This is a genomic window from Corallococcus sp. AB032C (assembly GCF_003668935.1).
GTDB classification, from domain to species: Bacteria; Myxococcota; Myxococcia; order Myxococcales; family Myxococcaceae; genus Corallococcus; species Corallococcus exiguus.
In genome coordinates, this window is the sequence record NZ_RAWP01000051.1 from 1 (window position 1) to 24,146 (window position 24,146).

Sequence of the window (24,146 nt, forward strand, 5' to 3'; positions counted from 1 at the left end):
GCGGGGAGGTGGGGTGGGCTTCGGCGCTCACGCGGGCATCAGACGGCGCGAGCGACGGCGAACAGGCTCATGCCCACGGGCAGCCGCACCTGTTGCTCGGCCTGGGCGAGCAGGGGCGCCAGCGTGTCGTAGAGCTTGAGCTGGAGCTTGGGCACCGCGCGGCGGCGCAGGAGGCGGCTGTTGACGAACCAGCCCGGCAGGCCGATGAGGTTCATCCACTCCAGCGTGTCCACGCGGAAGCCGTTCTCCTGCAGCACCGCGCGCAGCGTCTCCGGCGTGTAGCGGCGGTAGTGGCCCACGGCCTCGTCGATGGCGCCGAACAGCTGCGGCAGCGCCGGCACGAGGATGAGCACGCGGCCGTCCGGCTGGAGAATCTGGCGGAAGCGGCGCACCGCGGACGCGTCGTCCGGGATGTGCTCCAGCACGTTGGACAGCACGATGGTGTCCAGGTTCTCCGCCTTCAGCGCCTCCCAGTCCGCGAGCGCCACGTCGGACAGGTAGGGGCGCACGTGGGGCTTGCCGCGGAAGAGGTTCTTCAGGCGGTCCACGTAGAAGCGCTCCACCTCCAGCGCGACCAGGTGCTCCGCGCCGGCCTCCAGCTCGCGGGTGATGGTGCCGATGCCGGCGCCAATCTCCAGCACGCGCCGGCCCATGTGTTCGCGGAAGCGGCGGCCCAGCCACTGGTTGTAGTGGGTGGCGCCGTCCATGCGCTCCAGGGTGGAGTAGCCCTCGTGCTGGTTGTCCGCGTCGTCGCGCACGGTGGCGTAGCGCACCAGCGTGCGCAGACGGGCCAGGTGCGCGGAGGCCGGGCGGCGCGGCACGGCCTGCAGCGGCGGCAGGGACACTTCGGTGAGGCGGAAGAGCTGCGCGGCCAGCTTCACCACCAGCTCCGCGTCCACCGCGTCGTCGTCGCTGGTGAGCTGGATGGAGCGCAGCGCCTCCGTGCGGAAGGCGCGCAGGCCGGTGAGCGGATCCGTCAGCGCCACGTCGGTGACGAAGCGGGTGATGCCGCCCAGCGCGCGCTCGGCCACCATCTCCGGCGACATGCCGGGGCGCCGGCCGAAGACGCCGTCCGCGGTGTCGTCACGCAGGGGCTGCACCAGGGCGTCGTAGGTGTCAGGCGAGTAGGCGGCGTCCGGATCCTGGAGCACCGTGTGGGCGCCGGTGACGTGGGGCAGCGCGGCGCGGATGGCCGCTCCCTTGCCGCCCTGGGCCGCGAGGACGTGGACGTAGGGACCGGGCGTGACGTCCACCGGCCCTTCACCCGCGAGCACGACCTGGGCCTGTCCGGCCAGCGCGTGGGCGAACCGGGCGGCGGCGGCGGCGGTGGCGGGGTTGAAGGGCAGGACGACGGAAAGCGCAGGAACCATTGCGCCGCTCACTACCACAGGACCCTCCGGGGCGCGCGTTCGCGGACCGGGGCGGATGGATGGGGGGCATCCAGGCGACGTCGGTTGGATGGACAACCTGCCCCGCCCGTTGCACGCTCCGGACGTTATTCCCCCAGCGCGATGTGGGTGCAGGTCGGGTCCGGACGAATTCGGGCCGGTGGAGACCGCCCGCGGCAGCCACTTCCGGAGAGACGCGACGTGGAAGGAACGGTGTTGGACCCGGCCGGTGGGGCGCCCGGCGCGACGTCCGCGAGCGTGATGCACCGGGTGCGGGGCGTGTGGCGCCGGCGGTGGGTGATGCTCGGGGTGGCGTTGGGGGTCACCGCGCTCACCGCGGCGTGGACGCTGCGGCAGCCGCGCATCTACGCGGCCAGCACCTCGCTCATCATCGACGTCACCGCGCCGCGCATCCTCGACGGCGAGGTGAAGGAGGTGATGGGGGAGGAGCGCAGCAACTACTGGTTCAACAAGGAGTACTACGCCACGCAGAGCGAGATCATCACCTCGCGCGCGGTGGCCAGCCGCGTGGTGGACCGGTTGGGGCTGTCGAAGGACACGTCCTTCCTGGGCCTGCCGGCGAACCAGGATCCGGCGGAGCGCGCGAAGGCGCTGGAGGACGCGGACGCGGTGGGGCTGTTGCGCTCGCGCATCCTGGTGGTGCCCGGCAAGGACTCGCGGGTGATGAACATCGGCGTGGAGGACGTGGACCCCGCGCGCGCGGCGCTGCTCTCCAACGAGGTGGCCGCCGCGTACATGGCGGAGAACCTGGCGCTGAAGCTGCGCACCACGGAGGAGGCGCGCACGTGGCTGGAGGGGCGCCTGGATGAACTGGGCCGCCAGTCCAAGGCCGGCGAGATGGCCGTCTACGACCTGAAGAAGGACGCGGACATGCTGTCCACGTCGCTGGAGTCGCGGCTGTCCATCGTCAGCGAGCGGATCAACTCCTACAACCTGAAGCTCACCGAGGTGCGCACGCGCATCGCGGCGCAGCAGGCGCGCGTGGACGCCATCCACCGGCTGCGCAAGGACGCGGGCAACGACGAGACGTGGGCGGAGGCCGTGCCCGGCGCGAAGGACGGTCCCATCCAGGATCTCAAGTCGCGCTACGGCGAACAGAAGGCCGCGTGCGCGGAGCTGACCGAGCGCTACCTGCCGGAGCACCCGAAGCTGCTGGAGTGCAACCGCAAGCTGGACGTCGTGCGCGCGGACCTGCTCAAGAGCCTGACCAACGTGGTGCGCTCGGCGGAGACGCAGCTGGCGGAGGCGCAGGGCGAGGAGAAGAACCTCAACAAGCTCCTGGACGAGACCAAGGCCGAGGCCTTCCAGGTGAACAAGAAGGCCATCGATTACGGGCGGCTGCAGCGCGAGTCGGACAACAACCAGCGGCTCTATGAGCTGGTGCTCAAGCGGCTGAAGGACATCGAGCTGTCGGGCTTGCTGCGCACGAGCAACGTGCGCGTGCTGGACTCCGCGCGGCCGGAGCTGCTGCCGGTGCGGCCGCACACGCGGCGCAACCTGATGGTCGGCTGGGTGATGGGGCTGCTCCTGGGGCTGGGCGTGGCGCTGTTCCTGGAGATGCTGGAGAACAGCGTCACGTCGCAGGCGGACGTGGAGGACGTGCTGGGCCTGGCGTTCCTGGGCGTGGTGCCGCGCATGGAGGCCACGAAGGCGCCGGGCGACCGCGACCTGTACGTGCACCGCGCGCCGCGCTCCGCGGTGGCGGAGTGCTGCCGCGCGGTGCGCACCAATCTCCTGTTCATGTCGCCGGATCATCCCTGCAAGACGCTGGTGGTGACGTCCAGCGGCCCGCAGGAGGGCAAGTCCACCACGTGCATCAACCTGGGCGTGGCCATGGCCCAGAGCGGCAACCGCGTGCTCCTGTTGGACACGGACATGCGCCGGCCCCGGCTGCACCGCGCGTTCGGCGTGCCCAACGACCTGGGTATCAGCTCACTGGTGGTGGGCGAGGGTTCGCTGGACAAGGCGGTGAAGAGCACGGAGGTGCCCAACCTCTTCGTGCTGCCGTGTGGCCCGTTGCCGCCGAACCCCGCGGAGCTTCTGCACACGCGTGCGTTCAAGGAACTGCTGCGCACAGCGGGGGAGAAGTTCGACCGCATCATCCTGGACAGCCCGCCGCTCAATGCGGTGGTGGACGCGGCGGTGCTGGCCACGCAGGCGGACGGCGTGGTGATGGTGCTCAAGGCGGGCCGGACGGACCGGGGCGCCGCGAAGCGCGCGCTGCGCTCGTTGGCGGACGTGCAGGCGCGGATGTTCGGCGCCATCCTCAACGACGTGGACCTGCGGCAGCCGCGCTACGGCGACACGTACCTGGGCTACCAGGGCTATGGCCCGACGCAGGACGAGCCCAAGGGCGGGGTGGCGCCGTCGTGAGGGGCGCGGGCCTGCGGGTGCTGCACCTGGGGAAGTTCTACCCTCCGGCCTCCGGCGGCATGGAGGCGCACGTGCGAACGCTGGCGCGCGCGCAGGCGTCGCTGGGCGCGCAGGTGGAGGTGCTGTGCGCGAACCATTCCGTGGATGGCTCCGGGACGAGCCACGAGTTCCACGGGCGCAGCCCCACGCGTGAGGAGTGGGATGGACCGGTGCGCGTGATTCGCCTGGGGCGGCTCACATCCGTGGCGCGCATGGACGTGATGCCGTCGCTGCCGTTCGTGCTCAGGCGGGCGCTGGCGCGGGGCGTGGACGTGGTGCACCTGCACGTGCCCAACCCGAGCATGGTGCTGGCGCTGGACGCGGTGCCGCGCTTGCCCGCGGTGGTGGTGACGCACCAGAGCGACATCATCCGGCAGAAGGTCGCGGGCGCGCTGTTCCGTCCCTTCGAGTGGATGCTGTACGCGCGCGCGGCGCGGCTGCTGGCCACGAGCGACGCGTACGTGCGCGGCTCGTCGCTGTTGTCGACGTTCAAGTCGAAGGTGCGGGTGCTGCCGCTGGGCATCGAGCTGGAGTCGTACCTGCGGCCTCCTTCCGCGGAAGCGCGCGAGGCCCAGGCGCGGTGGACGGCGGAGGCGGCGGGCGGGCCGCTGTGGCTGATGGTGGGGCGGCTCGTCTACTACAAGGGGCTGTTCACGGCGCTGGAGGCGCTGGTGCACGCGCCGGGGCGGCTGGTCATCGTGGGCGAGGGGCCGCTGGCGGAAGAAGGCCGCGCGCGGGCGAAGGCGCTGGGCATCGAAGACCGGGTGACGTGGGCGGGCTACCTGTCGCCGGAGGCGCTGACGGGCGCGTACCGGGCCGCGACGGCGCTGTGGTTTCCGAGCAACGCGCGCAGCGAGGCGTATGGCCTGTCGCAGGTGGAGGCGCTGGCGAGTGGATTGCCCGTGCTCAACACCGCCGTGCCGGACTCCGGTGTGGCGTGGGTGAGCCCGCACGAGCGCACTGGCCTTACTGTGCCCGTGGGTGATGCACGAGCGCTGGCGGCGGCGGCGCGCCGGTTGGTGGAGGAGCCGGGTCTGCGCGAGCGGCTGTCGCGTGGGGCGCAGGAGCGTGCGCGGGCGGAGTTCGCCCATGACGTGATGGCGTCGCGCAGCCTGGAGCTGTACGCGGAGGCGCTCGGACGACAGCCGGTGGAGGAGGAGAAGAGCGATGCCTCCGTCCGGCACGTCGCGGGCGGGCGCTGAAGGTCCGCGCATGCACGGAACGCGCGCGTCTCATCGTGACGGTCCCGCGGAGGGCGGAGGTCGCTCCTCGCATGCGTCAGGTGGTGCGCCGCTTCGCGTGCTGCACGTGTCCAGCGGCAACCTCTACGGCGGCGTCGAGACGTTGCTGCGCACTCTGGCGCTCGCGAGCGCGGACCGGGCGGGCGGCGCGGTGCATGCGTTCGCGCTCTGCTTCGAGGGACGCATCTCGGAGGAGCTTCGCGCGGCGGGCGCGCCTCTGACGTTGCTGGGACCGGCGAAGGTGAGCCGACCCTGGCGGGTCTGGGAGGCTCGACGCGCGCTGATGGCGCTGCTCCAGCAGGAGGCGTTCGACGCGGTGGTGTGTCACGCGGCGTGGCCTCAAGCCATCTTCGGGCCGGTGGTGCGCACGGCCGGTGTTCCGCTGCTCTTCTTCCAGCACGACGCCCTGTCGGGTTCGCACTGGGTGGAGCGTTGGGCGCGGGTCACCTCGCCGGACCTGGCGCTGTGCAACAGCCGCTACACCGCGAGCACGCTTCCGAGCGTGTATCCGCGCACGCCGTGGCGCGTGCTCCATCCTCCCGTCCGCGACGGTGGCCCGGACCTCATGGCTTCCGAGCGCACGTCGCTCCGCGGTGAGCTGGGCGCGGATCCGACGGATGTCGTCATCGTCCATGCCAGCCGCATGCAGGAGTGGAAGGGGCAGCGGCTGCTGCTCGAAGCGCTGGGCCGGCTGCGCCAGGTGCCTCGCTGGAAGGCGTGGTTCGCTGGCGGTGCGCAGCGTCCGGAAGAAATTGCCTACGAAGCGGGCTTGAAGGCCCAGGCCTTGGCCCTGGGCCTTGGGGACCGCGTGCGGTTCCTGGGACAGCGCTTGGATGTGCCTCGCTTGCTGCGCGCGGCGGAGGTGCATTGTCAGCCCAACACCGGGCCGGAGCCGTTTGGCCTGGCGTTCGTGGAGGCGCTCTACGCAGGGCTTCCCGTGGTCACCACCGCGTTGGGTGGACCGCTGGAGATCGTCGATGCGTCTTGCGGCGTGCTCGTGCCTCCGAAGCCGGAGGCCCTGGCCCAGGCGCTGCGCGGACTCATCGAAGATGAAGCGGCTCGACGGAAGCTGGGCAGTGGTGGCCCCTCTCGCGCGAAGGCGCTGAGCGCACCGGATGCCTTCCTGACGGCGCTGGAGGATGCAGCGCGCTCCGTGGCCCGGGAGCGTGTTTCGTGAAGGAGGCTCGCTCCGCATCCACTTCGCGCCCCCAGCTCCAGGGCCCCGGTGTGCTGCATCGGCGTTATGTGCGCCGCGCGCCCCAACCCGCGACAACGCAGGCTGTGACGGCTCCGGCGGCGGCGTCTCCGGGGCTGCTCGGTTCGGGTCACGTGGTAGTGGCGTTCATCGTGCTGCTCTTCGTCTGCCAGCTCGCGCTGCTGATGGAGGCGCTGGCGCCGGCGCGCGTGGTGTTCCGCATCCTGTCGTTCGGCACGAGCCTGGCGCTGCTGGTGCTGGTGAAGGGTCCGCGCCTCAAGCACCCGGCGATGCCCTTCCTGCTCGCCTCGGCGGGGCTCAACGCGCTGAACTTCTTCCACCCCGGCACCAACACCCCGCTGGCGGCGGCCGCGCAGCTGGGCATCCAGATCTCCGTGTTCGCGCCGCTCTTCTGGGCGAGCCGCCTGCGCATCGACGCGAAGATGTTCGGACGCGTCGTCCTGCTGCTCTTCCTGTTCAACATGGCGAGCGCCTCGTTGGGCATCCTGCAGGTGACCTTCCCCGGCCGCTTCCAGCCGGCCCTGTCCGCCATGGTCGAAAGCCAGGGCGAGGGCTACGTGCGCAGCCTCCAGTTCGAGACCGCGAGCGGCGCGCGCGTGTTCCGACCCATGGGGCTGACGGACGTCCCGGGCGGAGCCGCCACTGGCGCCTTCTATTCAGTGCTGCTGGGCGGCGCGTTCCTGCTCAGCCGTCAGGGCATGTCCCGGAAGGTGCTGGGCGCAGCGGGTATCGGCATCGGGCTCATCTGCCTCTACCTGGGGCAGGTGCGCGTCGCGGCGGTGACACTGATTGTCTGTATGGCGGCCATGGCGCTGGTGCTCACCGTGAGCGGCCGGTGGGTGCGGCTCGTGGCATTGGCCGCGGTCGTGGGTGGCTTCGCGGTGGTGGCCTTCGGCTGGGCCGTCGCGGTTGGCGGCGACGCGGTGCTCTCACGCTGGAGCACGCTCACGGCCTCCGACCCGTCGCAGGTGTATCAATCCAACCGCGGCCGCTTCCTCGACGAGACCTTCGACCAGGTGCTCCCGGAGTTCCCCCTGGGCGCGGGCCTGGGGCGCTACGGCATGGCCAATGCCTACTTCGGCGACAACCTCGACCGCGAGAGTCCTCCGCTGTGGGCTGAAATCCAGTGGACGGCGTGGGCGTACGACGGAGGATGGCTGGGGCTCGTCTGCTATCCGCTCGCGCTGCTGGTGACGTTGGCGTGGGGCTTCCAGGTGGCGCGGCGCCGCGATGACTCGGCGGGCGAGTTCTGGCTCTGGGGCAGCCTGCTCTTCGCGTATGACCTGGGCGCGCTCGCGCAGACCTTCAGCTATCAGTTCTTCATGAGCCAGATGGGCATGGAGTTCTGGCTGCTCAACGCGGCCTTCTTCAGCGCGTACTGGAACCGGAATGCGGCCCTACACCCTCATCGCAGGTGACTTCGTCTCCACTGGTGGCATGGACCGCGCGAACCTCGCGCTGGCGGACTGGCTCGCGCGCCAGGGCGGGCCCGTGCGGCTGGTGGCGCACCGGGTGGGGGATTCGCTCCTGCGCTACCCCAACGTGCACTTCGTCCGCGTGCCCAAGCCCGCGAACGCGTACCTGCTGGGCGAGCCGTTGCTCGACGCCGTGGGGCGCTACTGGGCCGCGCGCACGCTGGCGCAGGGTGGCCAGGTGGTGGCCAACGGCGGCAACTGCGAGGTGCCCGCCGCCAACTGGGTCCACTACGTCCACGCCGCGCACGCGCCCGAGCCCGTCGGCAGTCCGCTGCGCAGGCTGAAGGGCCACGTAAGCCACCGGATGCACCTGCGCAGCGAGCAACGCGCGTTGCGCCGGGCGCGGATCATCCTGGCGAACTCGGAGCGCACGCGGCAGGACCTGCTGGCCGCCACGGGCGTGGAGGAGTCCCGCGTCCACGTCGTGTACCTGGGCGGTGACCCGACGCGCTTTCCGTCCACGACTCCCGTGCTTCGTCGCAAGGCGCGTGCGTCCCTGGGCTGGCCTAACGAACGGCGGGTGGCGCTGTTCGTGGGCGCGCTGGGGGACCGGCGCAAGGGCTTCGACACGCTCTTCCATGCGTGGGCGCGGCTGTGCGCGCGACGCGGGTGGGACGTGGACCTGTGCGTGGTGGGAGCGGGCGCGCAGCGCGAATCATGGGAGCGCGCGGCGCGTGAGCAGGGTCTGGGCGAGCGGATCCGCTTCCTGGGCTTCCGCGACGACGTGCCCCGCCTGATGGCCGCTGCCGACCTGCTGGTGTCCCCCACGCGCTACGAGTCCTATGGCCTGGGCGTGCACGAAGCGCTGTGCGTGGGCATCCCCTCGCTGGTGAGTCGCTCGGCGGGCGTGGCGGAGCGCTACCCGTCGTCGCTCCAGGGGCTGCTGTTGGATGACCCGGAGGATTCGGGCGAGCTGGTGCGGCGCCTGGAGGAGTGGCGGGCCCGGGGTGGGGACTGGATGCCCGCCGTGGCCGCGCTGTCGTCGGAGCTGCGGGCCTGGACGTGGGACGCGATGGCGGCGGCGGTGGTGGCTCGGCTGGAGGCGTGAGCCTCAGGCTCCGCGCTCGAGCACCTGCTCGAAGAAGTCGAGGTGCGCCTTCGCGACCACCGGCCAGGCGAAGCGGGACACGGCTCGCTCGCGGCCTCGCGCGGACAGCTCCTGGCGTTGAGCGGGGCTCTCCAGCAGTTCCTCTAGCGCGGTGATCCAGGCACCGCCGTACGACTCCGGCAGGATGCGCCCGGCATCGCCCACGGTGTGCGGAATCTCTCCGGAGTCGCTGGCGAACACGGGCACGCCACACGCGAAGGCCTCCGCGAGCATGCGGCCAAACTGCTCCTTCCACGCGGGCGTCGTCTGGCTGGGCGCGCAGAGCACGTCCATGGCGTTGAGCGCGCGGGGCACCTCCGCGTGCTTCACGCCGGTGACGATGCGCACGCGGTCTCCGTGGCGCGCGGCCCATGCGCGCAGGTCCGCCTCCATGGGGCCTCCTCCGACGAAGAGGGCTCGCCAGGGCGTGGTCGTCCGGTTGAGTGCATCCATCAAGAGGCGCAGGCCCTTCTCCGGCACGAAGCGGCCCAGGTAGCCCACCACGGGCGGCCCTTCGGACGTCCAGCCCAGACGCTCGCGGAAGGCGCGGCCCGCCTCCGGATCCGGACGGAAGTGCTCCACGTCCACGCCCACGGGGATGAAGCGCGACGGGCGCTGCTCATAGCCGGGCCGGGCGAGGAGGTTGTCGTGCACCGTCTGGCCCCAGGCGATCCACCCCGCGGCCCGGCGCAGGACGAAGCGCTCGGCCTGCGCGAAGGGTGGGGGATAGCGCTTGGCCAGGTTCTGGAACGTGCAGAAGACGAGCGGCACGTGGGCTGGCGTCATCAGCGCCACCTCCAGGCCGGAGAGCACGTAGGGCTCCTCCCACAAGTGCACCAGGTCCGCGCCTCGCGACAGGTGCGCGTGCACCTCCGGCCCGTAGACGAAGCCGTGCAGCGAGCGGCTGAAGTACGCGGGCACGCCCTCCAGGTTCACGGCCTCGTGAGGGTCGCGCTGGAGCACCAGCGGGCTCAGGTCCCCGTGGAAGGATTTCGGCGCCACGGCGGTGACGTCCCAGCGACCGGCGCCCACGCGGGCCATCTCGTTGGCCAGCCGCCGGTTGAGGGTGACGACGTAGGAGTGGGAGACGGTGACGAGCTTCCGGGGACGCATCATGAATGCCCTCGCGCGGGGACGAGGCTCCGGTACACGGCGAGGATGTCCCGGGCGTAGCGCTCACGGGAGAAGCGGCGCACGGCGGTGTGGCGGGCCGTGCGGGCCAGGGTGTCTCGCAAGGCTTCATCCTCCAGCAGCCGGCGCAGGGCCGCCGTGAGCGTGTTCGCGTCACCGGGTTCGATGGCCAGCACGTCCTCGCCATCCCGCAGCGCTTCGGCCGCGCCGCTCGACTTCGAGATGATGGCGGCCCGGCCACAGGCGAGCGCCTCCGCGATGGTGAGGCCGAAAGGTTCGCGGCGGGTGCTCGCGTGCACGAAGACGTCCAGGGCCCGGTAGACGCGGGCGGGCTCGGGCTGGAAGGGCACGAAGCCCACGCGGCCCGTGAGGCCGTGGCGCTCCACCTGTTCACGCAGCTCCGCGTCGGTGAACTGCGAGCCGGCCGTGCGGTAGAGCGGCGCGCCCACGAGGTAGAAGCGCACGGGCAGGGCCGGTGCCTGACGCGTCAGCAGGGCCGCGGCCTCCAGGAAGACGTCGTGTCCCTTCCATCGCGCGTACGTGGCCACGAGCCCCACGCGCAGCGTGCCCGGAGGCGCGGGCGGCAGACCGGCCAGTGCATCCAGGTGCGCACCGTCACCGGTGGCCGGAGAGAACCGCTCCACGTCCACTCCGTTGGGCACGACGTGCACGGGGACCTTCCCGAGCACCGTGCGCGCGTCGTCGCCGACGGCCTGCGAGTTCGCGATGGCGGCTGAGGCCAGCGGATGCAGTCCGGAGAGCGCGCGGCGCACGAGCGGTCGTTCACCGAGGAAGTCGTGCACGTGCCACACGCGCGGAACTGGCAGTCCGGTGGTGGCCGCGCTCAGCAGGTGGGTCTTGATGCCATTGGAGTGCAGCAGGTCCGGCGCTGCGTCAAGCACCGCGCGCCGCAGGTCGAGTCCGTAGCGGGTCAGCAGCAGGGGCGTAGGGGCGATCTCACGCGCGAAGCGAAAGAGACCCGCGCGACCCTGCTCCCGCAGACCACTGTCCCCGAGCGCGGACAAGCGGTCGGGCAGGGCGAGCACCTGGGTCTCCACGCCGAGCCCTCGGGCTGTCTCCACCAGCGGCCCGTCCGTGCCCGCGATGAGGTGCAGCGACAGGCCAGGCTCCAGCGTGCGCAGGCACGCGAGGAGATCCACGAGCGCGCGCTCGGCACCGCCCAGGATTCCCACGGGGTTGAGGAACAGGATCCGCACGCGGACGCGACCGAATCAGACCCGCCCGGGGCGGTCAAGGCGATGCAGATACGCGTCCAACACGGTGCGCGCATGGGCGCTCCACGTGAAGCGTGCGGCCCGTGCACGCCGCGTCTCCGCGGATGGCGCGGGCACGCGGCCCGTGAGCAGGGCATCCACCGTCTCCGACCATGCGGCCACGTCGCCCACCGGGCAGTACGTGCAGGCGTCGGCGCCCACTTCGCGCAGCACCGGCAGGTCGCTGGCCACCACGGGGACACCACACGCCAGCGCTTCGATGACGGGCAGGCCGAAGCCCTCCGCGTCACTGGGCACCAGCACCCCGCGGGCACCTCGGTACAGGCCCGCGAGCGCGGCCCGCTCCTGCCGGGGCGGTTGCAGCAGCGCGTCCTTCAAGCCGAGCCGCGTAACCTGCTCCTGTTGAGCCGCGTCCAGCTCGCCGCCCTGCTGCACCAGCATGAGGTCCGGATGCCGGGCGCGCAGTGCGGCGAAGACGTCGAAGAGAACGTCCAGCCGCTTTCGGCGGATGGCGCTGCCCACGTGCAGCAGATACGGCCGGCCCTTCAGCGGTGCAAGCACGGCCTTGCTGGCGTCTCCGGGAACGGGGTCGAGCCGGTACTCCGGCGAGACTCCGTAGGGCGCCCACACCAATCGCTCGGGAGGCACCACGCCGTGCGCGAGCAGTTCGTCGCGGACCTGCTGCGTGCTGTGGAAGACGATGGCCGCACGCTCCAGTCCCTTGAGCGTGGCTCTCGCCATCAAGCGGAACCACGTGGGGCGCGGTTCGCGGAGGGGCTCCAGGACGGAGCGGAAGGCATCCAGGTCATGGCAGAAGACGCCAGTGCGCTCCGCGGGCAGCGCGTGGACGAGCTGCGCGTAGGTGTGGTCCACGACGTGGAACGCATCGTGGCCGACTCGCTCACGCAGCAGCCGCGCGGGATAGAGGCCGAAGCGGGTGAGCAGCCGGTCCGCGTTGAAGGCGGCCTTGCGGCTGCCCACGCGGGGCAGGGCGCGCACGGCGTGGGGAATGGATGGGCGCACGCGGGTGACGTCGACCTCGGCGGGAAACGCCGCCAGTCCCTCGACGAGCGCTTCGCCCACCAGGTCCATACTGGGCCAACCCTCCTCGAGCGGATCCATCAGGACCTTCAACTTCAAGGTGCTCACGGGGTGACTCCGCGGCGCAGCAGGTGCGCCACCGTGTGCTCCAGCGCGAAGTGCTCACGGTACACGCGCGCCGCGCGCTCACCCAGGGCCCGGCGCTCTTCCTCGTGCTCCAACAGGTGCTCCGCGAGCGCCAGCAGCGCGGCGGGTGACGCATCATCCGCGAGCGCCACCGGCCGCAGGTCGCGCCACAGCGGTTCGCTCAGGTGCCCGGTGTTGGTGACGATGGGCAGGCCCAGTCCCAATCCTCCCATCGCGCTGCTGCGTCGGGCGCTGACGCCGTCGGGATACGGCTGCACCAGCAGCTCCGCCGCGCGCAGGTGCACGGCCACGGCCTCCGGTGCCAGTCCGTCCCTCGCATGGAGCCTGCGGGCCAGCGCGGGATGCTTTCGTCCCAGGGCCTCACACCAGCCCCGACTGCCCCGGCCCAGCAGCAGCGCCTGCCGTCGCTCATCCCGCTGCAACAACGGCACGAGCACGGCCTCCAGCGGGCCCGAGATGGCTCCGCCATACGTCCCGAAGTGCGCCACCGTGGGGCCGCCAAGCGCATCCCGCACCGCGCGCACTTCGTCCGCCGACACGTCCAGGGGCAGGGGGCTGGGAATGGGACACCACCGGGCCTGGGACCGCAGTGGCTCCGGCAGGTGCTCCGCCCAGGTGGGGATGGACACGTAGGCGCGCTCCACGCCGAGCGCCAGCGTGCGCAGCATCACCCGCGTGACTCCCGCGAGCACCTGATGCTTCCACGGCGCGCCCGGACTCCACGGGTACACCGCCTCATGGAGGAACAGCTCGCGTTCGTCCCGCCGCCTCGCCGCGAACCAGGCGCAGAACGGCACGTTCATCGCCTTCAATCCGAACGCGTGCGGCACGTACTGGAGGAACAGCCGCCGGGGACCTGGCAGCGCATCCAGCTCGCGCGTCAGGCGCACCAGGCCCGGTGGCGTGAAGAGGCCGGGCCACCGGTGCACGGTCACGCCTTGATCATCCGTGACGCTCTCTGCCCCAGGGGTCCAGACGTGCACCGTCTCCCCCGCCTTCAAGAGCGCGTGGGCGATGCTCCGCGAATGGTCGGAGACGCCACCGGGGGCCGGCGGATACTCCCCCGTCAACAGATGCCACGCGCGGCTCACGGAGGCGCCCGCCTCGCGCGCAGGTGCTGGACCAGGGCGCGCAGCTCTCCCAGCAACGACAGGCCTCGCCGCGTGGCCTCACGCGCGAGCACCAGCGCGGTCAGCAGCCCCGCCGCCACCAGCGCCTGTACCAGCAGCCCGTCCTGCCCCATCGCGAGCCGCGAACAGCCCACCGCGAGCGCGAGCAGCGCGCCCACCGTGAGGAACGGCTCCATGACCTCGAACTCAAGCCGCGACAGGTGCGGGTTGCGGCGGGACACCAGCCGCGCCGTGAACCACAGCTCCGTGAGCGTCACGGCCGTCGCGCTCACCCCGACGCCCACGATGCCCCAGTGCATCACCGCCAGCACTCCCAGGCCGAAGCGCAGCAGGCTCCCGGTAATGGCCACGTACATCCGCTCCCGCGCGTGACCGCTGGCGTTCTGCTGCGAGGCCAGCAGGCCCTGCACCGCCAGCATCGACGCCTCGATGGTGAACCACTGCACCAGCGTGGACGCGAGGCTCCAGCGCTCACCGAAGACCACCGGGATGAAGGGCGGCAGCGCGATGACGCCGAACGGGATGGCCAGACACAGGACCGCGCTCACTCGCCGGATGGACGTGCGCAGGTAGTCCGCCAGCGCGGCCGAGTCCTCCTGCATGCGGCTGTACGCCGGATATGCGACGCGCGTGAGGACGCTGCTCACCGCCAGCGGCACGGAGGCCAACGCTGTCGCCCAGTTCACCAGGCCCACCCCGTCCTTGCCCTCCATGCGCCCCACCACGAGCGGAATCCAACCCTGGAGCGCCGCGGGGATGAGGCCCGTGAGCTGGAACCAGATGCCGAAGGACAAGAGCCGCTTGACGATGTCCAAGCGGAACGTGCCCTGGGGTCTCCAGCCCGCCGCCGCCCAGAACAGCACCATGCCCACCGCGCCCCGCACCAGCCCGCCGCCGATGAGCGACCATGCACCACAGTGCATCCAGGCCATGAAGATGGTGGTCGCCGTCTGCGCGATGCCTTCGACGAGCTCGATGCGCGCGAGCGTCGGGAAGCGCAGCTGCCGCTCCAGCATCATGATGGGGATGACGCGCAGCGAGTGGAAGAACAGCCCCAGCCCCATCACGCTCACCATGGCCGCGCCCGAAGGGCCCAGCTCGTAGGCGCGCGACAGCCACGGCGCGAGCAGCAGGATGACGCCCACGATGAGGACCGTGAACGCCTGGTGGCTCCAGAAGGCGGTGCTGATCTCGTCCTGCGTGGGCTCGTGCTGCTGGCGCACCAGCGACGCGCTGAGGCCCAGGTCCCCCAGGAACGCGCCCATCGCCGCGGTGAAGGCCACGATGGCGAACGCGCCGTAGTCCCCCGGAAACAGCAGGTGCGACAGGGCGAGCGAGCTCACCACCCGCAAGCCCAGCGAGCCGAGCGTCCGCAGGCCCAGGGCGATGATGGAGCGCTGCGCGCGGTCCTTCACGTCCGACGTACCCAGGGGCTGGGCGTCGGGGTCGTCCGGCGCGGAAGGGGAACGGCTGCTCATGGGGGAAACGGGGCGCTCCGCGAAAGGAACTTCGACGGAGCCTATATGCGCCCCCGCCTCTGGCGAACAGGGGCACGAGGAGGCAGTGCGTTCGCGAGTCCCGGAAGGAGGGCCCGCATGCATCCCCGTGGAGCGGGCGGGCGGACACGGGCGTGTCTGGCACGGCGGCTCGGGCCGCGACCTCACTGCGCAGATTGTGCCGCGAGCGAACCACGGGGGCATGACATGGCCGACGCGTCAGTGAAGAACGGGCACCGCGCGGGGAACGGGGCGCGCAACGGCAAGGCCGGCATCTGGGGAGGCATCGACCTGGGCGGCACGAAAATCGAAGCCGTCATCGTGGACGCGCGCGGCGAGGTGCTGGGCCGGGCCCGCCACATGACCCCCGCGACGGGCGGCCCGGGCGTGGTGGTGAAGGAGCTCTACGGCACGCTGGGCGAGGCCGCGCGGACCGCGGGTGTCGAACCCGCGAAGCTCGTGGGCGTGGGCGTGGGCGTGCCGGGCTCGGTGGACGCGAACAACGGCACGCTCTCGCACACGGCCAACGTCGCGGGCGGCTGGGACGCGCCGTATCCCGTGGCGTCGAGCCTGGGTGAGCTCGTGGGCGGCAGCAAGGTGGTGCTGGGCAACGACGTCCAGGTGGCGGTCGCGGCCGAGTACAAGCTGGGCGCGGGACGCAACTACCGCTCGGTGCTGGGCGTGTGGTGGGGCACGGGCGTGGGCGGCGGCATGGTGCTCAACGGCGTGCCCTGGCGCGGGCAGGGCTCCGCTGGAGAGATTGGCCACATGGTGGTGAAGCCCAACGGTGCACGCTGTGGCTGCGGCCGGCGCGGCTGCCTGGAGGCCTACGCGGGGCGCGCGTGCATGGAGCGCAAGGCGCGCACGGCGGCGAGGAAGGGCGAGAAGACCGTCCTCTTCGACATCATGCGCGACAAGAAGCGCACCCGCCTGTCCAGCAGCGTCTGGGAGAGCGCCCTGAAGCAGAGGGATCCGCTGGCGACGCGGCTCATCGAGCGGGCCATCGACATGCTCGGCGTGGCCCTCGCCTCCGTCATCAACCTGCTGGACCTGGAGGCCATCGTCATCGGAGGCGGGCTGGGGGCCCGGCTGGGCCCCATCTACATGGGCCACATCCAGGACGCCATGCACCCGCACCTGTTCATCACGGAGCGCAAGCCCGCGATGCGCATCGCGGAGCTGGGTGACCTGTCCGGCGCCATCGGGGCGGCGCTGCTCGCGGGCCCGCGGATGTGAGCTATGAAGCGCGCGCATGCGCGTGCTCCTGGCCATCCACCATCCGCTGTCCCAGGACCTGGGCGCCCCCGGCGTGACGCTCGCGCTGGGTCGTGCGCTCCAGGCGCGGGGCTGCACCGTGGACTTCTACAGCTACGGCGAGGCCTTCCCCGGCGTGGAGCACTTCAGCGCGCTCCACAACCTGCGCTTCCCGTGGGTGCTCTCCGCGCACCTGGCCCGCGTGGCGCGCCGCTATGACGTGCTGGACGTCACCACCGGGGATGCGTGGCCGTGGGCCCAGGCTGGCCGCCCCGGCGCCGCCCGCCGTCACGCGCTGGTGACGCGCAGCCACGGCCTGGAGCACACCGTGTCCGAACAGCTCCGTGCCGACGCGCGCGAGGGCAAGGCGCAGCTGAGCTGGAAGTACCCGCTGTACCACGGCGGCTTCCGCCTCTGGGAGGTGGCGCGGACGCTGCGCCTGGCGGACCGCACCGTGCTGCTCAACGCGGCGGACATGGCCTACGCGCGCGAACGCCTGCGCGTCCCCGTATCGAAGCTGAGCCTCATTCCCCATGGCCTCGCGCAGGCCTTCCACGGACGGCCTCTCCCTGCTCCGCCTCCAGAGGGGCCGCTGCGGCTCGCGACCGTGGGGACCTTCATCCAACGCAAGGGCCGCGAGGACGTCATCGCCGCGGTGAGCGACCTGCACGCGCGGGGGCTCGCCTTCACCCTGACCCTGTACGGCACCGGCACCCCGGAGCCGGAGGTCCGCGCCGCCTTCCCCGCGTCCGTCCAGCCCCACCTGCGCGTGGTGCCGCACTACGCCCACGCCACCCTGCCGGACCTGCTCGCCAACGAGGAGGTCCTCCTCTTTCCCAGTCACGCGGAGGGCTATGGCATGGCGCTGGTGGAGGCCATGGCCTCCGGGCTCGTGCCCGTCTCCACTCCCGTGGGCGTGGCGCCCTCCGTCGTGCAGCCCGGACGCACGGGCCTGATCTTCCCTATTGGAGACGTGGCCGCGCTGGTGGCCGCGGTGCGCGAGCTGGCGGCGGATGCACCCCGGCGGTACGCCCTGCGCCGCGCGGCCCAGCTGGAGGTCCAGGGACTCACCTGGCCCGACATCGCCGCCCGCACCCTTTCGCTTTACGCAGAAGTCCTGCGAATCCGGGCTGACAGCAGGTAGGCAGGCGCGTCGTGACACACCTGCGACGCCAGGACGTTGACGCGCTGCTTCGGTGACCGTCACGATGCAGGTGGAAACTCCTCGCGCATGGTCACCTTCTTCGTCGCCTTCCTCGTGTCGCTCCTCGTGGCGCTGGTGCTCACGTGGCGCGTGCGTGAGCGTGCGCTGGCGTGGGGCTGGTTGGATCAGACGAACTCCAGCCGCAAGGTGCACGTGCGGGCCGTCCCCCGGCTGGGCGGCATTGGCATCGTGGGGGGCTTCTTCGCGCCGCTGTGCGCGCTGTTCATCGTGGACTCGGGCGTGGGAGACCAGTTCCTCGCGCAGACGACGCTCATCATCGGCCTCTTCGTGGGCGGCGCCATCATCGCGGGGCTGGGCTTCTACGACGACCTCAAGGGCGCGGGCGCGAAGCTGAAGTTCTCCGTGCAGTTCGCGGTGGCGCTGGGCCTGTACGCGCTGGGCTTCCGCATCGAGGTGCTGGCCAACCCCTTCGGCGCGGAGCTGACGCTGGGGCTCTTGAGCCTGCCGCTGACGGTGCTGTGGGTGGTGGGCGTCATCAACGCGCTCAACCTCATCGACGGGTTGGACGGGCTGGCGGGCGGCGTGGCGTTCTTCGGCGTGGGCACCCACTTCCTGCTCGCGCTGATGCGCGGGGACGTGCTGCTGTGCCTGCTGATGGTGTCGCTCGCGGGCGCCATCCTCGGGTTCCTGGTGTTCAACTTCAACCCGGCCTCCATCTTCATGGGGGACACGGGCAGCATGTTCCTGGGCTTCGTGCTCGCGGCGGTGTCCATCAAGACGTCGTCGAAGAGCGGCACCGCGGTGGCGCTGCTCGTGCCGGTGATGGCGCTGGGCCTGCCCATCATGGACACGCTGCTGGCCATGGTGCGCCGCTCGCTGCTGGGCAGACCCATGTTCAGCGCGGACAAGGAGCACATCCACCACCGGCTGATGAGCCGCCTGCTGTTGTCCCACCGCACCACCGTGCTGGTGCTCTACGCGCTGTGCACGCTGTTCATGCTCACCGCGCTGGGGCTCAGCTTCGCCAACAGCATCCAGAGTGCGCTGCTTCTCAGCGGCATCGGCGTGGTCATCATGGTGCTGATGCGCAAGCTGGGCTACCTGGACGTGCGCCACATGGACTCCGTCCAGCAGACGCGCCAGCGCAACCTGGAACTGCGCTCGCTGGTGCGCTCCGTCACCGCGGCGGTGCGCGCGGCCGGTTCGTTCCAGGAGGTGTGGAACGCCGTCCGTCCGTTGTCCCAGGGGCTGAGCCTGTCCTCGCTGGAGCTGCGCCTGCGCCGCCCGCACGAGGGCGTGAACGCGGGCGTCGTCTTCGAGTCCCAGCACCCGGACGCCGGCGCCGGGGCCGCGCTGGAGGTGCGCCTGGACGTGAAGGAGGCGGAAGCCCTGCTCGGCGCGCTGCGCCTGGTCTGGCGCGATGGCCGGGCCGCCATCGACCGGGACGAGGAGCTGGCGCTGGAGGTGGTCGCGGACGCGGTGGCCGAACGCGTGGGGCAGCTGGTGGCGCTGGAGGCCGCGGAGCCCGAGCGCATCATCGCGCTGCGGCGGTGAGCCCATGACCGTCTCTCCAGACCTGCTGACCCTGCTCCATGCGTGGCCGGAAGTGCCGGACGCTCCCGGGCCTTCGAACGAAGGCGATGGTGAAGCGCTGGTGAAGGCCGCCGTGCGCCACGGACTGGCGGGCTTCGTCGAGCACGCGCTCGCGAAGGCGGACTGGACGCTGACCCCGGACGCCGCCGCGCTGCTCACCCGCGAGGCCCGGCTGAGCGCGGCGCGGGGCATGCGCGTGCGGTCGCTCTTGTCGCGAAGCCTGACGGCGCTGGCGGCGCTGGGCCTGACGCCGGTGCTGCTCAAGGGCTACGGGCTGGCGCGCAGGCTCTACCCGGAGCCGCTCCAGCGCGCGACGAACGACGTGGACCTGCTGGTGCCGCGCGCCCGGGTGCTGTGCGCCGTGCACGCGCTGGAGGGGATGGGGCTCACCACCCAGGCCGGCGACGTGGACCGGGACGACGCGCACCACGTGGAGCTCACCGGACCGGACGGACTGGTGGAGCTGCACTACCGCGCGCTCACGGGCTACGGCCTGTCGCTGGAAGGCGACGCCATGGTGTCGCGAGCGCTGGACGCGACGCTGGACGGCCACCCCGTGCGCTTCCTGTGCCCGGAGGACGAGGCCGTCTACCTGGCCCTGCACGCGAGCAACCACCTGCTGCAGCGGCTGGCCTGGCTGTTCGACCTGAAGCTGCTGGCGCGGGCGAACCCCCGGCTCGACTGGGACCGGGTGGTGACGCGCGCGCGGCGCACGGAGCTGCCCCACCTGGTCTGGTATGCGTGGGATGCGGCGCACCGGCTGCTGGACGCGCCCGTGCCCGCCTGGGTGCTCAAGGCGCTGGCCCCGCCCCGGTGGCAGCGCGCGCTGGCGACGCGGTTGTTCTCCGGGCCCCGGCTGGTGGGCGCGGAGCTGGCGCGCAACAAGCCCGCGTGGGTCGCCGCGAAGCTGGCCCTGGCCCCCCGGGCCCGGCCCATGGTGCGGTACGCGCTGCGGCGGCTGCGCGGCGCCCGGCCCCCTCCCGGAACGGGAGCGGAGCCAGGGGCACCACGGCCCGTCCGGTCGCCCGCTGGAAGACGGTGATTGCGGCGGGTAGGCCCGGCCCATTAAAGGTGCCGCACCATGGCGCCCAGCCTCCTCGAAACCTTCCGGGTCCTGTCCTCCTTCGAGCCTCCGCGCGGAAAGCTCCGGGGCGCGCCGTGGGAGGCGTACGTCGACTGGGCCATCGCGCAGGGACTGGCGCCGCTCGCGGCGTACAACCTGGAGTACCGGATGGGCGGGGGCGAGGCGCCGGAGTGGGCCCGCGACCGGATGATGTCCATCTACACCGGCTCCGTGAACGACAACGTCATGAAGCTGGTCCACTTCAAGCGCATCGTGGATCAGCTGGAGGGCCGCAAGATCCTGCTCCTGGGCGGCGCGGCCTTCGCGGAGGCGCTCTATCCGCACGTGGGCTTCCGGCCCGTGCTGGACATCCAGGTGCTGGTGCGCCGCATGGACGTGGACGGCTTCGCCGGCTACCTGTCCAACCACGAGTTCGTCCCGGAGGAGGACACGACGAACAGCGGCGCCGCGCGCGTCGTGTCCGACGGCCGCACCCCCATCCACCTCTACGCGGACGTGCTGGGCGCGAACCGACGTGAGCAGTTGGCTGGCATCTTCGAGCGCGCCCGACCCATGAAGGTCTACGGACAGTCCATCTTCCGCCCGGAGCTGGAGGACGCGCTGTTGCTCACCGCGTTGGATCAGGCCCACCACGGGTATGACGTGCCGTGGCTGTCGTTCGTGGACCTGCGCGAGCTCATCACCGGCGCCACCTGGATGGGCGGCGTGTACTCGCGCCCGATGGATGTCCCGGCGCTCTTGTCCCGCGCGGAGGCGTTCGGCCTGGAGCGCGCCCTCTACACGTCGCTGGCCATCGTGGCGCGGCTGTTCCCGGAGGCGGAGGCGCAGGCCACCGCCGCGTTCCCGCCGCTGCGCCGCGCGACCCGTGAGCTTCTGGACCGGGGCGTGGTGGGTCCGGTGAGCACCCCCGGACGGTCCTCCGCCCTACGGGGTGTGGACAGACTGCGTCGCCTCCTCACGGGGCGATAAGGCTGTCTGGTCGCTCGGCGGTCCTGCGTGCCCGGGCTTTCTTTCAGTGCTCCGGTCGGCGTATGAGTTCATGACGCCACCTGTCGAAACCAGGACACTCAAAGAATGCGCATTGCCATTATCGGATCGGGTTACGTCGGACTCGTCGCGGGCACCTGCTTCGCGGACTCGGGCAACGACGTCGCGTGCGTGGACATCGACGAGCGGAAGATCCGCATGCTCCAGGATGGACAGGTCCCCATCTACGAGCCGGGTCTGGAGGAGCTCATCCGCAAGAACGTGAAGGAGAAGCGCCTCACGTTCACCACCAACCTGGCCGAAGGCGTGGCGAACGCGCAGGCCGTGTTCATCGCCGTGGGCACCCCTGAAGGGGAGAGCGGCGAGGCGGATCTCCAGTACGTGCTCGCGGCGGCGCAGGCGGTGGGCCGCGCGATGAAGCAGTACACGGTGGTGGTGGACAAGAGCACCGTGCCGGTGGGCACCGCGGACAAGGTTCGCGAGGCCATCGCCAAGGTGACGGACGTGGAGTTCGACGTCGTCTCCAACCCGGAGTTCCTGAAGGAAGGCGCCGCGCTGGACGACTTCTTCAAGCCGGACCGCGTCGTCATTGGCGCGGACACCGAGCGCGCCCGGACCCTCATGGGGGAGCTGTACGCGCCGTTCGTGCGCACGGAGAACCCCATCCTGTTCATGGACACGCGCTCCGCGGAGCTGACGAAGTACGCGGCCAACGCGATGCTCGCGACGCGCATCTCCTTCATGAACGACGTGGCCGCGCTCTGCGAGAAGGTGGGCGCGGACGTGGACTTCGTGCGCAAGGGCCTGGGCGCGGACAAGCGCATTGGCTACCCGTTCCTCTTCCCGGGCGTGGGCTACGGCGGCTCCTGCTTCCCCAAGGACGTGAAGGCGCTCGTCACGACGGCGCGTGAGTACGGCCTGGAGCTGGACCTGCTGCGCGCGGTGGAGCGCACCAACGAGCGGCAGAAGAAGCTGCTCGTGAACAAGGCCGTGAAGCACTACGGGACGCTGGAGGGCAAGAAGTTCGGCGTCTGGGGCCTGGCGTTCAAGCCGAAGACGGACGACATGCGCGAGGCGCCGTCCATCGAGGTCATCGAGGGCCTCATCGGCAAGGGCGCGACGGTGATTGCGCACGACCCGGTGGCCGCGCACGCGTCCAAGCGCGTCTTCGGCGACCGCATCCGCTACGCGGACCTGCCGTACGACGCGCTGGAGGGCGTGGACGGCCTGTTCGTGGTGACGGAGTGGAACGAGTTCCGCCACCCGGACTTCGCGCGCATGAAGTCGCTGATGAAGTCGCCGGTCATCTTCGACGGCCGCAACATCTTCCAGCCCGCGCGCATGCGTGAGCAGGGCTTCACCTACTTCGGCATCGGTCGCAAGTAGATGAAGCAGCAGTCCGGAGGCTCGCTGGATGCACTGACAGGGCTGCGCTTCCTGGCGGCCCTGCACGTCGTCTTGTTCCACTTCGGCACCCCGTGCATCCAGGGCGTGGCGCCGGAGTGGATGGTGCAGGTGGTGGCCTCCGGCTATGCCTCCGTGGGGGTCTTCTTCCTCCTGTCCGGCTTCGTGCTCGCGTACAACTACGTGGACACGGCCGGCGGGATGCAGACCCCGCCCCGGGCCTTCTGGAGCGCGCGTCTGGCGCGCGTCTACCCGGTGTTCCTCCTGATGTTCCTGCTGTCGGCGGTGCCCACGGCGCAGGGCTCGCTGTCGGCGAATTCGGTGCCGGTGGCCGCGGCGAAGCTGACCACGGCGGGGCTCACCACGCTGCTGCTGCTCCAGTCGTGGGTGCCGAAGCTGGCGCTGTACTGGAACCCGCCGTCCTGGTCCGTGTCGGTGGAGGCGTTCTTCTACGCGGTGTTCCCGGCGCTGGCCGGGCGGCTGGAGCGCTTCCGGGGCGCGCGCATGACGGCGGCCCTGGTGGGCGCGTGGTTGCTGGGGCTCGTGCCGCCAGTGCTCTACCTGGTGCTGCGGCCGGACGGGCCGGGCGTGCTGAACGCGGCGTCTGGCGGCATGTGGCTGGCGGTGGTGAAGCTCAACCCGTTGATGCGCCTGCCGGAGTTCCTGCTGGGCGTGCTGCTGGGGCTCGTCTTCGTGCGGGAGCGGGCGGCGGCGACGGCGGAGTCCCGACGCTCTGGCGCGGTGATGGCGCTGGCGGGCGCGGCGCTGCTGGTCGCGGGCTTCTCGCAGGGCGCGTGGATTCCGTATCCGCTGATGCACAACGCGCTGCTGGCGCCCGCGTCGGCGCTGCTGGTGTACGGGCTGGCGCGCGGCGGCGGCCCGCTGGGGCAGGTGCTGGCGCGGCCGTGGCTGGTGCACCTGGGCGGGGCCAGCTACGCGCTGTACCTGCTGCAGTACCCCGTCAGCGAGCTGGTGCACTGGCTGGAGCGGTTCGTGGGCCCGTCGTCGCCCACGCGCTTCCTGGCGGTGTTGTTGGTGTTGCTGGTGCCCGCGTCGGTGGCGGTGCACCGGTGGGTGGAGACGCCGTGGCGCACGCGGGTGCGGCGTGGGCTTCAGCGGTGGGTGGATGGCTCGCCCGCGCGGCCGGCTCCGACTCCCGTGGTGCCGGGCACCTGAGCTTCGCGACAGCGCGACTTCAGCGGGCGGCGTTCAGCAGGTGATGCCGTGGGCGCTTCCAGGGCGCGGAGGCCCGAGCCTCACGACAGCGCGCCTTCAGCGGGCGATGCTCAGCGACTGAGGCCTGGGCCTCTTCGTGGGCCGCGAAGGTCGAGCCTCGCGACAGCGCGTCCTCAGCGGGCGAGGCCGCAGGCCTTCTTGCCTTCCTCGGTCTCGATGGTGCGGCAGTCGCAGCCTTCGAGCTTCGCCTCGCAGACGATCTCGTCCTCGGCGACGGGCTCCACGCGGCCCTCCTCGTCGGCGGCTCGCTGCTGGCAGGCCTGCTTCTCCACCGAGTTCAAGGCGCACTCACAGAGCTTCTCGGACAGCTCGCGGCACGCGCTCTTGCACGCGGTGAGTCCGGAGAGGGAGGCGCAGAGGATGGCGGCAGTGAGCAGGAAGCGACGCATGGGGTCGGGGGAAG

The 24,146-nt window shown here is 71.3% G+C and carries 19 protein-coding genes; 12 read left to right on the top strand and 7 right to left on the bottom strand.

The features are described from left to right. Nucleotides 1-38: 38 nt before the first annotated feature. Nucleotides 39-1,370 carry a bifunctional glycosyltransferase/class I SAM-dependent methyltransferase gene (locus D7X99_RS22295; protein WP_121779534.1) on the bottom strand — a complete coding sequence of 444 codons (1,332 nt, stop codon included), beginning with the start codon at nucleotides 1,368-1,370 and terminating at the stop codon, nucleotides 39-41. 219 nt (nucleotides 1,371-1,589) lie between these two features. On the opposite strand from D7X99_RS22295, the gene D7X99_RS22300 reads away from it, so the two are divergent. Genes D7X99_RS22300 through D7X99_RS22320 form a run of 5 tightly spaced genes read left to right on the top strand, consistent with a single transcriptional unit; the run spans nucleotide 1,590 to nucleotide 8,801 of the window. Next, nucleotides 1,590-3,782 carry a polysaccharide biosynthesis tyrosine autokinase gene (locus tag D7X99_RS22300; RefSeq protein ID WP_121779535.1) on the top strand — a complete coding sequence of 731 codons (2,193 nt, stop codon included), beginning with the start codon at nucleotides 1,590-1,592 and terminating at the stop codon, nucleotides 3,780-3,782. 59 nt (nucleotides 3,783-3,841) lie between these two features. Further along, the gene (locus tag D7X99_RS22305; RefSeq protein WP_253905943.1) at nucleotides 3,842-5,023 is read left to right on the top strand and encodes a glycosyltransferase; all 1,182 of its coding nucleotides are present in this window, start codon (nucleotides 3,842-3,844) and stop codon (nucleotides 5,021-5,023) included. Nucleotides 5,024-5,033: 10 nt separating this feature from the next. Then, nucleotides 5,034-6,239: a glycosyltransferase family 4 protein gene (locus tag D7X99_RS22310; protein ID WP_199756360.1), complete on the top strand. Its 1,206-nt coding sequence runs from the start codon at nucleotides 5,034-5,036 to the stop codon at nucleotides 6,237-6,239. Next, the gene (locus tag D7X99_RS22315) at nucleotides 6,236-7,696 is read left to right on the top strand and encodes an O-antigen ligase (RefSeq protein WP_121779537.1); all 1,461 of its coding nucleotides are present in this window, start codon (nucleotides 6,236-6,238) and stop codon (nucleotides 7,694-7,696) included. The genes D7X99_RS22310 and D7X99_RS22315 overlap by 4 nt, the downstream gene beginning before the upstream one ends. A gap of 19 nt (nucleotides 7,697-7,715) precedes the next feature. Then, entirely contained in the window at nucleotides 7,716-8,801 is a 1,086-nt protein-coding gene (locus D7X99_RS22320) for a glycosyltransferase family 4 protein (RefSeq protein ID WP_121779574.1), read from the top strand. Nucleotides 8,802-8,804: 3 nt separating this feature from the next. Here the strand turns inward: D7X99_RS22320 and D7X99_RS22325 are convergent, their stop codons facing one another. From D7X99_RS22325 to D7X99_RS22345, 5 genes are read right to left on the bottom strand one after another with little or no spacing between them, the layout of a single operon-like run. Then, complete coding sequence (locus D7X99_RS22325; protein WP_121779538.1) at nucleotides 8,805-9,956, bottom strand: glycosyltransferase family 4 protein; 1,152 nt, start codon at nucleotides 9,954-9,956, stop codon at nucleotides 8,805-8,807. Continuing rightward, on the bottom strand, nucleotides 9,953-11,188 hold the full coding sequence (locus D7X99_RS22330) for a glycosyltransferase family 4 protein (RefSeq protein ID WP_121779539.1): 1,236 nt from the start codon (nucleotides 11,186-11,188) through the stop codon (nucleotides 9,953-9,955). The genes D7X99_RS22325 and D7X99_RS22330 overlap by 4 nt, the downstream gene beginning before the upstream one ends. 15 nt (nucleotides 11,189-11,203) lie before the next feature. Continuing rightward, a complete protein-coding gene (locus tag D7X99_RS22335; protein ID WP_121779575.1) occupies nucleotides 11,204-12,328 on the bottom strand; it encodes a glycosyltransferase in 1,125 nt (374 codons plus the stop codon). A gap of 23 nt (nucleotides 12,329-12,351) precedes the next feature. Beyond that, complete coding sequence (locus D7X99_RS22340; RefSeq protein WP_121779540.1) at nucleotides 12,352-13,485, bottom strand: glycosyltransferase; 1,134 nt, start codon at nucleotides 13,483-13,485, stop codon at nucleotides 12,352-12,354. Continuing rightward, on the bottom strand, nucleotides 13,482-15,002 hold the full coding sequence (locus D7X99_RS22345) for an oligosaccharide flippase family protein (protein ID WP_121779541.1): 1,521 nt from the start codon (nucleotides 15,000-15,002) through the stop codon (nucleotides 13,482-13,484). The genes D7X99_RS22340 and D7X99_RS22345 overlap by 4 nt, the downstream gene beginning before the upstream one ends. Before the next feature lie 225 nt (nucleotides 15,003-15,227). Between D7X99_RS22345 and D7X99_RS22350 the strand changes: the two genes are divergently transcribed. The 7 genes from D7X99_RS22350 to D7X99_RS22380 all read left to right on the top strand — a co-directional run bounded on the left by D7X99_RS22350 (nucleotide 15,228) and on the right by D7X99_RS22380 (nucleotide 23,683). Further along, nucleotides 15,228-16,256 (top strand): ROK family protein, encoded by a 1,029-nt coding sequence (locus D7X99_RS22350; RefSeq protein WP_121779542.1) that lies wholly within the window; start codon nucleotides 15,228-15,230, stop codon nucleotides 16,254-16,256. Nucleotides 16,257-16,272: 16 nt separating this feature from the next. Further along, nucleotides 16,273-17,418, top strand: coding sequence for a glycosyltransferase family 4 protein (locus D7X99_RS22355; protein WP_121779543.1), 1,146 nt, complete (start codon nucleotides 16,273-16,275; stop codon nucleotides 17,416-17,418). An 87-nt stretch (nucleotides 17,419-17,505) separates the two neighbouring features. Beyond that, nucleotides 17,506-18,993: an MraY family glycosyltransferase gene (locus D7X99_RS22360; RefSeq protein ID WP_121779544.1), complete on the top strand. Its 1,488-nt coding sequence runs from the start codon at nucleotides 17,506-17,508 to the stop codon at nucleotides 18,991-18,993. Between the two features lie 4 nt (nucleotides 18,994-18,997). Further along, nucleotides 18,998-20,074, top strand: coding sequence for a nucleotidyltransferase family protein (locus tag D7X99_RS22365; protein ID WP_171805201.1), 1,077 nt, complete (start codon nucleotides 18,998-19,000; stop codon nucleotides 20,072-20,074). Between the two features lie 39 nt (nucleotides 20,075-20,113). Further along, nucleotides 20,114-21,085, top strand: coding sequence for a nucleotidyltransferase family protein (locus D7X99_RS22370; protein WP_121779545.1), 972 nt, complete (start codon nucleotides 20,114-20,116; stop codon nucleotides 21,083-21,085). Nucleotides 21,086-21,190: 105 nt separating this feature from the next. After that, nucleotides 21,191-22,489, top strand: a complete 1,299-nt coding sequence (locus tag D7X99_RS22375) for a UDP-glucose/GDP-mannose dehydrogenase family protein (RefSeq protein ID WP_120594092.1) — start codon at nucleotides 21,191-21,193, stop codon at nucleotides 22,487-22,489. Next, the gene (locus D7X99_RS22380) at nucleotides 22,490-23,683 is read left to right on the top strand and encodes an acyltransferase (protein ID WP_121779546.1); all 1,194 of its coding nucleotides are present in this window, start codon (nucleotides 22,490-22,492) and stop codon (nucleotides 23,681-23,683) included. Nucleotides 23,684-23,856: 173 nt separating this feature from the next. On the opposite strand, the gene D7X99_RS22385 is transcribed toward D7X99_RS22380, so the two are convergent. Then, entirely contained in the window at nucleotides 23,857-24,132 is a 276-nt protein-coding gene (locus D7X99_RS22385) for a hypothetical protein (protein WP_121779547.1), read from the bottom strand. Nucleotides 24,133-24,146 lie beyond the last annotated feature (14 nt).